The organism is Bacillus sp. SA1-12 (assembly GCF_000981385.1).
GTDB lineage: Bacteria > Bacillota > Bacilli > Bacillales > Bacillaceae > Metabacillus.
Map to the genome: position 1 here is coordinate 1 of NZ_LATZ01000020.1, position 12,618 is coordinate 12,618.

The 12,618-nt window shown below is 37.2% G+C and carries 11 protein-coding genes and 1 pseudogene; 8 read left to right on the forward strand and 4 right to left on the reverse strand.

What is annotated here, in order from left to right:
* Nucleotides 1-129, forward strand: a pseudogene (locus WQ54_RS34710) (group II intron reverse transcriptase/maturase); the annotation flags it as partial.
* 104 nt (nt 130-233) lie between these two features.
* Here WQ54_RS34710 and WQ54_RS12875 read toward each other — a convergent pair.
* A complete protein-coding gene (locus WQ54_RS12875; protein WP_046517169.1) occupies nt 234-530 on the reverse strand; it encodes a YtpI family protein in 297 nt (98 codons plus the stop codon).
* 170 nt (nt 531-700) lie between these two features.
* On the opposite strand from WQ54_RS12875, the gene WQ54_RS12880 reads away from it, so the two are divergent.
* Nucleotides 701-1,645, forward strand: coding sequence for a bifunctional oligoribonuclease/PAP phosphatase NrnA (locus WQ54_RS12880; protein ID WP_046517171.1), 945 nt, complete (start codon nt 701-703; stop codon nt 1,643-1,645).
* 150 nt (nt 1,646-1,795) lie between these two features.
* Here the strand turns inward: WQ54_RS12880 and WQ54_RS12885 are convergent, their stop codons facing one another.
* The 3 genes from WQ54_RS12885 to WQ54_RS12895 all read right to left on the reverse strand — a co-directional run bounded on the left by WQ54_RS12885 (nt 1,796) and on the right by WQ54_RS12895 (nt 3,374).
* Entirely contained in the window at nt 1,796-1,981 is a 186-nt protein-coding gene (locus tag WQ54_RS12885; RefSeq protein ID WP_046517173.1) for a hypothetical protein, read from the reverse strand.
* A 557-nt stretch (nt 1,982-2,538) separates the two neighbouring features.
* Nucleotides 2,539-3,042, reverse strand: a complete 504-nt coding sequence (gene ytrI, locus WQ54_RS12890) for a sporulation membrane protein YtrI (RefSeq protein ID WP_046517174.1) — start codon at nt 3,040-3,042, stop codon at nt 2,539-2,541.
* On the reverse strand, nt 3,039-3,374 hold the full coding sequence (locus tag WQ54_RS12895; RefSeq protein WP_046517176.1) for a YtrH family sporulation protein: 336 nt from the start codon (nt 3,372-3,374) through the stop codon (nt 3,039-3,041). Before WQ54_RS12895 ends, ytrI begins: the two co-directional genes overlap by 4 nt.
* A gap of 348 nt (nt 3,375-3,722) precedes the next feature.
* On the opposite strand from WQ54_RS12895, the gene dnaE reads away from it, so the two are divergent.
* From dnaE to pfkA, 6 genes are all read left to right on the forward strand, one after another.
* Nucleotides 3,723-7,085 (forward strand): DNA polymerase III subunit alpha, encoded by a 3,363-nt coding sequence (dnaE, locus tag WQ54_RS12900; RefSeq protein ID WP_046517177.1) that lies wholly within the window; start codon nt 3,723-3,725, stop codon nt 7,083-7,085.
* A gap of 295 nt (nt 7,086-7,380) precedes the next feature.
* Nucleotides 7,381-8,610, forward strand: a complete 1,230-nt coding sequence (locus WQ54_RS12905) for an NADP-dependent malic enzyme (RefSeq protein WP_046517179.1) — start codon at nt 7,381-7,383, stop codon at nt 8,608-8,610.
* Between the two features lie 11 nt (nt 8,611-8,621).
* A complete protein-coding gene (locus WQ54_RS12910) occupies nt 8,622-9,254 on the forward strand; it encodes a FadR/GntR family transcriptional regulator (RefSeq protein ID WP_046517181.1) in 633 nt (210 codons plus the stop codon).
* Nucleotides 9,255-9,418: 164 nt separating this feature from the next.
* On the forward strand, nt 9,419-10,294 hold the full coding sequence (gene accD / locus WQ54_RS12915; protein WP_046517183.1) for an acetyl-CoA carboxylase, carboxyltransferase subunit beta: 876 nt from the start codon (nt 9,419-9,421) through the stop codon (nt 10,292-10,294).
* On the forward strand, nt 10,288-11,265 hold the full coding sequence (gene accA, locus WQ54_RS12920; protein WP_046517184.1) for an acetyl-CoA carboxylase carboxyl transferase subunit alpha: 978 nt from the start codon (nt 10,288-10,290) through the stop codon (nt 11,263-11,265). Before accD ends, accA begins: the two co-directional genes overlap by 7 nt.
* 269 nt (nt 11,266-11,534) lie before the next feature.
* Nucleotides 11,535-12,494, forward strand: a complete 960-nt coding sequence (pfkA, locus tag WQ54_RS12925; protein WP_046517186.1) for a 6-phosphofructokinase — start codon at nt 11,535-11,537, stop codon at nt 12,492-12,494.
* Nucleotides 12,495-12,618: the final 124 nt, after the last annotated feature.

Consider the following 12,618-nt stretch of genomic DNA (forward strand, 5'->3'; position numbering starts at 1 on the left):
GGTTTAGGTGTTCCTGATAACAAGGCATACGAATGGGGAAACTCAAGAAAGAAATATTGGAGAATCGCCTGTAGTCCAATTCTACACAAAACCCTTGATAACTCCTATTGGAGTTCCCGTGGGCTTTAAAGTTTATATCAAAGATATGAATTTCTACGTCAAACTTAATTGAACCGCCGTATACCGAACGGTACGTACGGTGGTGTGAGAGGTCGGGGGTTAGTCACCCCCTCCTACTCGATTCCCGATTCATTTATTACTTGAGGTAAATAATGTTTGTATGCACGGAATCCTGCCCAGCTGCTTCCAAGGCCAATAAGTAAAAAGATAACCCCAACTATTAACGAAATGCTTGATCGATATAGGAATAGCTGATTCAGGCCAAAGGTTGCAACAAATATCCCTAATGCAATACTCGATTTTGCAGAAATCCATTGTTTTTCAATCGGCTTTGAGGATCTATAAGCTTTTACCTTAAAGTAAACGTAAAAGGCAAGGGAAATCATAATAATTACAACTAACACCGGCATATCTTAAACCTCCGCTTTAAAATCAATAACGTGTATATGATCGTAACCTATATTATTTTAACATGTCCTCTATCAAAATGTATTCATTTTCTGTTTGCTGATTATTCTTTCTTTTTAAATCTGATTTTTTATGATTTAATAACTTATATCGATGATTAAAGGAGAAAGAAATGAAACAAAAAATCTTAGAAGAAATACGTCAAAATGAAACGATTATTATCCACCGTCATGTTCGTCCTGATCCTGATGCATATGGTTCACAATGTGGTTTAGCTGAACTATTAAAAGCTTCCTATCCGGATAAAAAAATTCTCGTCGTAGGGGAAAGTGATCCATCCTTGGAGTTTCTATATAAAATGGACCTTGTCGAGGATGACGTTTATCATAAAGCATTGGTTATTGTTTGTGATACAGCCAATCAAGCTCGGGTAAGCGACCAACGTTATAAAAATGGGAAAAAGCTTATTAAAATTGATCACCATCCAAATGAAGATAAATACGGGGATCTGCTTTGGGTTGATACGAGTGCGGCAGCAACAAGTGAAATGATTTATGAACTATATTTGGAAGGCAGGGAACAAGGCCTTGTTCTTCCAAAAAAAGCAGCGCAATTGTTATATGCAGGAATCGTTGGTGATACAGGCCGTTTCCTTTTTCCAAGTACAACTGAAAAGACTTTCCGTTATGCTAGTGCATTAATTTCCGAAGGAATTGAGTTTGCTCCATTATATAACGAACTGTATAAGACAAAACGGAATGTAGCAAAGCTTAGCGGTTATGTGCTTCAAAATTTCACGTTAACATCATCAGGAGCAGCATCTATGAATATTTCACAGGCAATATTAGATGAATATGAGGTATCACCTTCAGAAGCTTCGCAGCTGGTAGGTATACTTGGAAATATTGAGGGTGTTACAGCATGGGTGTTTTTTGTTGAAGAAAAAGATCAAATTAGAGTAAGATTGAGATCCAAAGACCCAGTAATTAATGGATTAGCAAGAAAATACAACGGGGGAGGACATCCTTTAGCATCTGGTGCTTCAATTTACAGCTGGGATGAAGCTGAAAACCTTCTTAAAGATTTAGAAGAGCTTTGTCAGGATGTTAACAGATAAGGAAGGGGTATGTATTGGTTCGGAATTCGTCATGACGGTTCCGAACCTTTTCTTTTAATAAGTTATAAGGAGAAAATGTGAGAGTTATATAAGTATTATTAAAAGAAGCAGATGGGGAGACGGTAGCATAAGAGGTTATGGTAACGCTTACTAGTCTTTGTTTGGAATAAACCAAAATCCAATATCCGTTGCATCCTCGTAAACATCAAGCTTCAATATTTGAATTTCCTTTTTTATGAGATTTGCGATCTCAGGTGATTCAACATATGCTGAGAATCCATTTTTAATATACTCAAGCTTTTCCTGTACAAACTTTTTTGAGTTAATAATATACAATTTAATCCCCTCCAATTTGATTTTTAAATAGGAAGTCACCCTTTCTTCATTTGACAAGTCTGACCTTTTTTGCATAAAAAGGCAGCGTTAGTTGGAATGTTAACCAAAGAAGGTTTTAGCTAGTCAATAAGGAGTCCATTTTTCAATAAAACAAATAACGGTAAACATGGCTTAAGGCAGTTGAATTTGGACGAGGTTCCGTTTGTATAATCATGAAGTTGGAATGAACAAGCATTTTACTCATGAGGTGAGTATAATGAGGTGGATGATGCAGAGTTGATTTGAATGTTAAAAAGTTATTTACTTGTTTTTCCTATTTTTATTTTATCGAAAATAACCTGAAAATGCGATTAATTTTTGCTCCAAGATTATAAAAAATTCAAATTTTCTGATGAATTTGCCTCTTCGCTTCAATTTGTTCGCGTATTTAAGCAGCCGGACAGGAAACCTCCCCGGTGCAGTGCACCAGCGGCAGGCTCCCTTTTAGCTTACTTTTCTAAGGCGGAGTCTCATTTATCCATTCTATTCAATGCAGATATACCAATTAAACAAAGTCTTTATTTCAAATAGGATATTTCCACCTCAATATAAATCGTTGTAGATAGAAAAAAATGGGTAACTTTAAGTTTATAATTCTTATCATCTATTGACAGTGTTCTGTTCTCGATCGTTCGTTTTATTAACTTATGGTTGGAGATAACGCCCTCAAGCTCCTTTGCAATTAAATCCAATAAATCATCCTCAATTATTCGCTCAATATTTTCAATTTGGAACTTTTGAAAATGATATTTCTCACCATTTGTTAAATCAATTTCTATATCCTGAACAGTAACCTTTTTTTGAGCTTCTTTATTTAGTTTTGTGAATTCTTCCTGGTAAATCTCTACACTTTTTTTAAGGTCATTAATTACTACTTGTTGTTCTGTAATTTTGGTGCTATGCTTTTCTTGAATCACGCCAAACATAAATAAAAACACACACCAGCTGATAACGGCTCCAATCGCTGCTCCTGCAAAGAAACGCTGCCATGATGGTTGTTGATAATGTTGCGGGATTCTCATGATAAATGCTCCTGAGTTAACCAAGTAATAATAAGCAATCCAGTTTGAGCTCCGCCCATTCCGGAAATAATTAGTAAAACTTGTTTGATGATATCTCTCGTTTCCCCTTCGAATATTCCTCGTTCAAAGCTGTAAAACGCATCAAATGTTCCGCCAATTGCGGCAACAAGCGCCCATATCTTTAAGCGATTTGCAAATATAAACATTTTCGTTAAAGGCGGCTCACCAGCTATAAATGCTCCAATAGCACCTATGAGTGTCCCGCCCAAAATAACACCAAGTGCAATAAAATAGCTATGGATAAAAGCCGGAACAAAGGCTTCATTTTCCATTCCATCATCCTCCTATTTTTATCCCAAGCTTAACGAGCAGTAATATCCCTTATTCAAATGATATGAAAAGCATATCTACATTGGTGGGGATTTAAGCCCCTAAAGAGCTGATAAGTCTTAGAACAACTTTCAGTGGGGATAAGCCCTCCCACAGAAGGAAGTCTCACTTAATATATATGGACGACCTTTAGGAAGTATGTTCTATTTAGACGTATATAAAAAATCGTTTTGTAGACAATCACAACCATGTACGAACTATTTGTCTCAATAAAAAACTAAGAATATAATGGAGGATATAGTTAACGATGCCCTATAAAGATCAAATGTTTTAAGAAAGGAGGGATTTTTTTGCCTTTCGTTCATCTTCAAGTTAAAAGTGCATATAGTCTCTTAACAAGTGCAGCAAAGCTGGACAGGCTGGTAGAAAAAGCAAAATCACTTAATTTTAAAGCTCTTGCTTTAACTGATGACCATGTTATGTACGGAGCGATTGCATTTTATAAAATATGTAAGCAACATGATATTAAGCCAATAATTGGATTAACCATAGAAGTGATCAATGAACAGGATGACAAAGCAGCGGCTCCGCTTGTCTTGCTTGCTGAAAATAATATTGGCTATCAAAATTTAATCAAGATCAGCAGTGCTCTGCAAACAAAAGCGCCGGATGGGCTGCCTGAAAGATGGTTGAAGAGTTATAGCCAAGGTTTAATTGCTATCACCCCCGGTCCAGGTGGGGAAATTGAACAAATGCTAATGGATGGTAATCGTGTAAAAGCCAAAGAGCGTTCTGTGAAATATCAATCCATTTTTGGACGAGAATCTTTTTATTTCGGCATTCAAAATCACTTCTTACATCAGGATCAGCTGCTTATGGAAGAAATCATCTTATTGAGTGAAGAAACAAATATTCCTATTGTAGCAACAAACAATGTTTCTTACATAGAGAAAGAAGACTTTTTTGCTCAAAAGTGTTTAGAAGCTATAAAAAATGGTGAGAAGCTCTCAGATGAGCATGCAGATTTGGAAACATCAAATGAATATTATTTGAAATCACCGCAGGAAATGGTCTCGCTTTTTGGTGATATTCCTGAAGCGCTGGAGAATTCATTAGCTATAGCCAATCGGTGCCATGTTAACCTGGAACTAGGGGTAACGCATTTGCCTAAATTCCCTACGCCCAATCAGGAAAGTGCGGATGATTATCTCGAATTGCTCTGCCGAAAAGCATTGCCAGAACGGATTGAGAAAATAAATAAGGTTTATCTAGAGAGGCTTGATTATGAATTAAATGTCATCAAACGGATGAATTTTAGTGATTACTTTCTCATTGTATGGGACTTTATGAAATATGCCCATGAAAATGGTATTCTTACTGGTCCCGGCAGAGGTTCTGCGGCAGGCTCACTTGTATCTTATGTCTTAAAAATAACGGATGTTGATCCAATTCAGCATCACCTATTGTTTGAACGTTTTTTAAATCCTGAGCGAATTTCGATGCCTGATATAGATATTGACTTCCCAGATACAAGAAGAGACGAGGTTATTAACTATGTCGCGAAGAAATACGGTAAAATTCATGTCGCACAAATCATCACATTTGGTACATTGGCAGCAAAGGCGGCAATCCGTGATGTCGGGAGAGTCATGGGTGCATCGACAAAAGAAATGGACTTTTTATCAAGACAAATTTCATCTCGTCCTGGAGTCAGCCTTTCAAAGGCCATATCAGAGTCTAAAGGCTTGCAAAAAGCAATACAAGAAAACAATTTATATAAAAGAATAATTGATACAGCATTAAAAATCGAAGGCCTTCCAAGGCACGCTTCAACTCACGCTGCAGGTGTTGTATTAAGCGATCAGCCTCTTACAAACATTGTCCCCATCCAAAACGGGACACAGGATGTATATCTAACCCAGTTTACAATGGATTTTTTAGAGGATTTAGGGTTATTAAAAATGGATTTTTTAGGACTAAGAAATCTATCATTGATAGAAAATATAACAAAATTAATTCGGCGTGAAGAAGGAGTTTCAGTTAACTTAACGAACATATCTTATCAAGATGAAAAAACATTTGCCCTTCTTTCAAGCGGGGATACTACTGGAATTTTCCAACTAGAATCTGAAGGAATGAGAAGTGTATTAAAGCGTTTAAAACCAACAGGCCTGGAAGATATTGTTGCGGTAAATGCCTTATATCGTCCCGGTCCCATGGAAAATATCCCTCTTTATATTGAAAGAAAGCATAACAAAAAACCAGTTCAATATTTGCACCCTAAACTTGAACCTATTTTACAGTCCACATATGGAGTCATTGTCTATCAAGAACAAATTATGGAAATTGCCTCAACAATTGCTGGCTTTTCTTTAGGTGAAGCTGATTTGTTAAGACGTGCAGTAGGTAAGAAAAAGAAGGAAGTCCTTGATGAGGAACGGGAGCATTTTGTAAAAGGCTGTATTGCAAATGGTTATGATCAAGAAGTAGCTGTAAAAACATATGATTTGATCGTAAAATTTGCTAATTACGGTTTTAATCGAAGCCATGCAGTTGCCTACAGTATGATTGCCTATCAGCTAGCTTTCCTGAAAGCAAATTATCCGCTATATTTTACAACGGCTTTATTAACAAGTGTAATTGGTAATGATGATAAAGTATCACAGTATATTCGAGAAGCCCAGCAAAAAGGTGTGACGATCTTACCTCCTTCCGTTAATAAAAGCGCATACCCTTTTTTAGTTGAAAATGGTATGGTGCGCTATAGTTTAATGGCCATAAAAAATGTTGGGATTACCGCGATTAAGGAAATTTTCCATGGCCGGCAAAAGAAACCCTTCAATGACTTGTTTGACTTTTGCATTAGAGTATCAATGAAGATTGTAAATCGTCGTACAATCGAACAGTTAATCTTTTCAGGTGCAATGGATGATTTTGGGGTAGACCGTGCAACCTTGCTTGCCAGCTTAGATGTTGCCGTAGAGCATGCAGAACTGTTAAAACCCGCTGATGATCAGCAATTTGACTTATTTAATGAAGAGGAATTTACGCTAAAGCCTAAATATATCCAGGTTGAACCATTTAAAATTGAGGAAAAATTAAAGTTTGAAAAAGAGTCGCTCGGCTTTTATTTTTCAAGTCATCCAGCAGAATTGCATCGAAACCAATTTCAGCTAGCTGGTGCAGTCCTAATAGAAGAAGTACAGGAAAAATTAAATAAACGAGCTTCGATTGGAGTTATGGTCTCAAGTATCCGAACCATTCGCACCAAAAAAGGCGAGGTAATGGCATTTTTAAAGGTTGGTGATGAGACTGGAGAGATTGATGCAGTCATGTTCCCGCAAATATATTCAAAATTTAGCGAAAGAATGTCATCTAGTAATATTTTCCTCTTGGAGGGAAAAACAGAACACCGTCAAGATAAAATCCAGTTTATTATTCAACGGGTGATATTACCAAAGGAACTGCCTAGTCAAAGCGGGAATGGCAAGCTTTTTATAAAAATCGATCAGCAATCCATGGAAACAAATAGGCTCTTAATCGTAAAAAAACTTCTTAAAAATTACCATGGAGATACACCCGTTTTTCTTTATTATGAAGCAGATAAACGTACGGTACAGCTTGATAAAGAGTATTTTATTTCTCCAACAGAAAAATGCTTAATCGAATTAATAAAATTACTGGGGAAAAATAATGTAGTGTTACGAAAATAATATTATTATTATGAATTGATCATCATTTTAATCATTTAGAATGCTTCTCACAAAAAGGGAATTCGCATATTTTCTAAACCTATTTTCATGGAAATAGAGGGACAGCAAGCTTTGATGATTTAAGTCCTTTATAAACGAATGGATGTAAAACCTTCTTTACAAACAAATGAATTATGTTATCATTTAATAGGATTATAGGTGGTCAGACCACTTGTGAGATAGGATAAAATAACGAGAAGTTCTTGAACGACGGTCTTTTTTTGAAACTTTACAAGGTACAAAGGGGATGTTCATATTGTCATTGAGAGAAGACTCATTACATATTCACCGTATAAATAAGGGAAAGCTTGAATCAAAGTCTAAAATTCCTGTTAGAAATGCACATGACTTAAGTCTTGCCTATTCACCAGGAGTCGCAGAGCCTTGTAAAGAAATTTATGATGATAAAAATAAAGTATATGACTATACCATGAAGGGTAACATGGTGGCGGTTGTATCCGATGGAACAGCAGTGCTGGGGCTCGGAAATATCGGACCTGAGGCTGCTATGCCTGTTATGGAAGGAAAAGCCGTATTATTTAAAAGCTTTGCAGGGGTAGATGCTTTTCCAATTTGTTTAAATACAACAGATGTTGATGAAATCGTTAATACGGTAAAACTTCTTGAGCCTACCTTTGGCGGGGTAAACCTGGAAGATATTGCTGCACCAAACTGCTTTGTAATTGAAGAAAGATTAAAAAAGGAAACAAATATTCCAATTTTCCATGATGATCAACATGGAACCGCGATCGTAACCGTAGCAGCTCTCGTAAATGCCTTAAAATTAGTTGGGAAAAATTTGTCAAATATACGAGTTGTTGCTAATGGCGCAGGGGCTGCTGGGATTGCGATTATTAAGCTCCTATATACTTATGGGGTCAGAGATATTATTATGTGTGATTCAAAAGGGGCTATTTATGAGAATCGTCCTACAGGGATGAATGAAGTAAAAGCACAAGTGGCAAAATTTACGAACCGAGATCAAATTGCCGGCTCTCTTGCTGATGTAATAAAAGATGCCGATGTCTTTATCGGAGTATCTGTCGAAGGTGCGTTAACAAAAGAAATGGTTCAGTCAATGAGCGATCAGCCTATTATATTTGCAATGGCAAACCCTGTTCCAGAAATTATGCCGGAGGATGCAAAAGCAGCTGGAGCCATGGTCATTGGTACAGGACGTTCTGATTTTCCAAACCAGGTTAACAATGTCTTGGCATTCCCTGGGATATTCAGAGGTGCTTTAGATGTTCGTGCTACCCATATCAATGAGAAAATGAAAATAGCAGCAGTTGAAGCCATCGCCTCACTTGTAACTGATAATGAATTAAGGCCAGAGTATGTTATTCCTGCTCCTTTTGATCCTCGCGTTGCACCTGCAGTAGCTTCTGCCGTGGCAAAAACCGCGATGGAAACAGGTGTAGCGAGAATAAAAGTAGATCCAGAGGAAGTTGCTGAAAAAACGAGAAGGCTAGCGATTATAGAGTAGAAGTGAGTGATTTGTCTTTGACGACTGAACAATCAAAAGTTTATATAGGAATTCTTCGTCATATTAGAGCTTACATCGCTGAAAATCAGCTTTCTTATGGTGATAAAATCCCTTCTGAACGAGAATTTGCTGATAGACTAAAGGTAGGAAGATCCTCAGTAAGGGAGGCATTACGAGCCCTTGAGCTATTAGGGATGATTGAAACAAGAAGGGGAGAAGGCACATTTCTTAAAGACTTCCGGGAACATCATCTTATCGAATTGCTTGGAACATTCATTTTAGAAGATTCAAAAGTGGTTGATGATATTATTGAGATGAATTCTCTTCTGGAAAACAATGCACTTAATTTACTATTACAAAATAATTGTGAAAAAGAACTTCTTCTTTTAATAGAAAAGCTTACAAACCATACAATGACAAGATATGAAGTGATGAAAGAACTTATGCAATTATCCAATAATCATCTCCTTTATCGAATATGGTCTGTATTAAATGAATATGTTACGTATGTCTCCAAACGGGACGAGGCTATGGTTTATTCGCATGAAAAATTAGAAATGCTTATAACAGCCCTGTTAAATAAGAAACGGGAAAACGTTTTTGCTGCATATGAGGCCATATCGTTTGAGGAAAATGTCGAATAGATACTGACATACTTCAACAACATGCTTGTTCAACTTTCGTTAAAGTAATAACGAGGATCATGTGCTAATGATTTGCCATAACAGCTATGAAACCTAGATAAACAAAGTGAAAAAAGATTTGTAGAGAAACGATTAAACAGCTTTAGAAAAGGGGAGGTACCGTTTTGTTAAAAGATTTATTTACGAAACCGAAACCGAAGAAAAGAAAATATGCGCAGGTTCCATCGGAGCAAGCAAAACAAGATGTTCCAGAAGGAATAGTTAGCAAGTGTCCAAGCTGTAAGAAAATTATCTATTCAAAAGAACTAGTAAAAAACCAAAAGATTTGTCTGAATTGCGGCTATCACTATCAAATGAATGCAAGAGAACGAATTCAGAGCTTATTTGATGAGAATAGCTTTATAGAATATGATAAAGAGATGATTTCAGAAAACCCATTGCAATTTCCTGGCTATGAGGAAAAGCTTGAAAAAGACCGTCAAAAAACGAAGCAAAATGAGGCGGTTGTTACAGGAGAAGGCACGATAGACGGTTATAAAACAACAATAGCCATTATGGATGCCAGCTTCAGAATGGGAAGCATGGGTTCAGTAGTTGGTGAAAAGATTACCCGTGCAATTGAAAAAGCAAATGAAAAAGGTCTGCCATTTATTATTTTAACTGCTTCTGGCGGTGCCAGAATGCAGGAAGGTGTACTAAGTTTAATGCAAATGGCAAAAACGAGCTCTGCATTAAAGCTTTTTAGCGATAATGGCGGTTTAATTATTTCTGTTATGACACATCCGACAACAGGTGGAGTATCTGCAAGTTTTGCTTCACTTGGTGATTATAATTTTGCAGAGCCTGGCGCACTTATCGGATTTGCAGGAAGAAGAATTATCGAGCAAACGATAAGAGAAGAGCTTCCTGAAGATTTCCAAACGGCTGAATTCTTATTAAAGCATGGTCAGCTTGATGCAGTTATTGATCGTCGAGAATTAAAGGATACGCTTGGAAATATTCTTGATATCCATCAAGCAGGAGGTGAATTAAAATGGTAGGCGAATTGGAATTTGAAAAGCCGGTTGTTGAACTTAGAAAAAAAATCAGTGAATTAAAAGAATTTACAAGCCAATCTGATGTTGATTTAACCTCCGAAATAGAGAAGCTGGAAGCTAGATTAGAAAAGCTGGAAAATGAGATTTATACGAACATCAAGCCATGGGACAGAGTCCAAATTGCAAGGCATCCTAGCAGACCGACAACATTAGATTATATCGAACATATTTTTACTAATTTCTTTGAGTGTCATGGTGACCGCTATTTTGGCGACGATGAGGCTATTGTCAGCGGAATTGCCAAGTTTAAGGGACTTCCTGTTACCGTTATTGGTCATCAACGGGGGAAGGATACGAAGGAAAATATCAGAAGAAATTTTGGTATGCCCCATCCTGAAGGGTATCGTAAAGCATTAAGATTAATGAAGCAAGCAGATAAATTTAACCGTCCTATCATTTGCTTTATTGATACGAAAGGTGCTTATCCAGGGAAAGCGGCAGAAGAGCGCGGACAAAGCGAAGCAATTGCTAAGAACTTGTTTGAAATGGCAGGATTATCAGTACCGGTTATTTGTATTGTTATTGGTGAAGGCGGTAGCGGCGGTGCTTTAGCATTAGGCGTTGGCAACCATATTCACATGCTGGAAAACTCTACTTATTCTGTTATCTCGCCAGAAGGTGCTGCTGCTTTATTATGGAAGGATTCCGGATTAGCTAAAAAGGCAGCAGAAACAATGAAAATTACAGCACCGGACTTAAAGGAACTAGGTGTTGTGGATGAAATTATCCCTGAAGTAAAAGGTGGAGCACATAAGGATGTTACAAAACAAGCAGGGTATATTGAAGAGGTGCTGGCAAACTCTTTAAAGGCTCTCTCAGCAATGAATGGTGAAGAGTTGATTCAGCATCGATACGAAAAGTATAAAAGAATAGGCCAAGTATCATTTACAAATGAGTTACTTGGGGTAAAATAAAGAACGTGTGGCCATTGGTCCACGTTTCTTTTGAGTGATAGATTTATCATGGACAAATTTAATATCAACCAAACGTGCAAGCAAGGACAATAATTTAGCAAAATTACATAATTCATTAAACACAGAGATGAATTTATTGTATAATGAGATAGGCTCTTAAAAAGGTTATTCGACAAAAGCTGCGTTCTGCTTATGTTGTTTTTGACATTCCTTTCAAGTTAGTTTTAAATTAAATGAATAATGCTATATTATATAGTGGGGTGAAGAGTTTGAAAAAAATAGGTGTTTTAACAAGCGGAGGAGATTCTCCAGGTATGAATGCTGCAGTACGGGCAGTTGTTCGGAAGGCAATTTATCATAATGTTGAAGTATATGGTGTTTATCACGGATATACAGGACTAATTGAAGGCCGTATTGAAAAATTAGAATTAGGCTCAGTTGGGGATATTATTCACCGCGGAGGTACGAAGTTGTATTCAGCAAGATGTCCTGAATTTAAGACAATTGAAGGACAAAAAAAGGGTATTGAACAGCTGAAAAAGTTTGGAATTGAAGGGTTAGTAGTTATAGGCGGAGATGGCTCATATATGGGAGCTAAAAAGCTTACTGAGCACGGATTCCCATGTGTAGGTGTTCCTGGCACAATCGATAACGATATCCCTGGAACTGACTATACAATTGGTTTTGATACTGCTTTAAATACGGTAATCGATGCAATTGATAAAATTCGTGATACAGCTACATCACATGAACGTACATATGTAATTGAAGTTATGGGAAGACATGCTGGCGATATCGCATTATGGTCTGGTTTAGCGGGCGGAGCAGAAACGATTTTGATTCCAGAAGCTGACTATGATTTGGAAGATATTATTGCACGTTTGAAGCGCGGCCATGATCGCGGTAAAAAGCACAGTATAATCGTTGTAGCAGAAGGTGTTGGAAGCGGAGTGGAATTTGCAAAACAAATTGAAGCAGCTACCTCTTATGAAACACGTGTCTCTGTTTTAGGACATGTTCAACGCGGAGGATCACCAACTGCATTTGACCGTGTATTAGCTAGCAGATTAGGAGCTTACGCTGTTGAATTACTTCTTGAAGGCAAGGGCGGACGTTGTGTTGGCATCCAGAAAAATGAACTGGTCCATCATGATATTTTAGAGATACTGGATCAACCGCATACTATTGACAACGATATGTACCGTTTATCAAAAGAACTATCTATATAATAGAAAGAAGTTGGGATCGTTTTCATAAGGGTCCCAGTCCCATTGTTTTTGAAAGCAAAAGGTAATTCCGGGGAAATCGAACGAATATAAAAACCATATAATAGTGGAATCTAGAGGTAATCTC

Bases quoted from the DNA above. Each gene is read 5' to 3' on its own strand.
- WQ54_RS12875 (WP_046517169.1), bottom strand. From the start codon at position 530: ATGCCGGTGTTAGTTGTAATTATTATGATTTCCCTTGCCTTTTACGTT.
- WQ54_RS12880 (WP_046517171.1), top strand. From the start codon at position 701: ATGAAACAAAAAATCTTAGAAGAAATACGTCAAAATGAAACGATTATT.
- ytrI (WP_046517174.1), bottom strand. From the start codon at position 3,042: ATGAGAATCCCGCAACATTATCAACAACCATCATGGCAGCGTTTCTTT.
- WQ54_RS12895 (WP_046517176.1), bottom strand. From the start codon at position 3,374: ATGGAAAATGAAGCCTTTGTTCCGGCTTTTATCCATAGCTATTTTATT.
- accA (WP_046517184.1), top strand. From the start codon at position 10,288: ATGGTAGGCGAATTGGAATTTGAAAAGCCGGTTGTTGAACTTAGAAAA.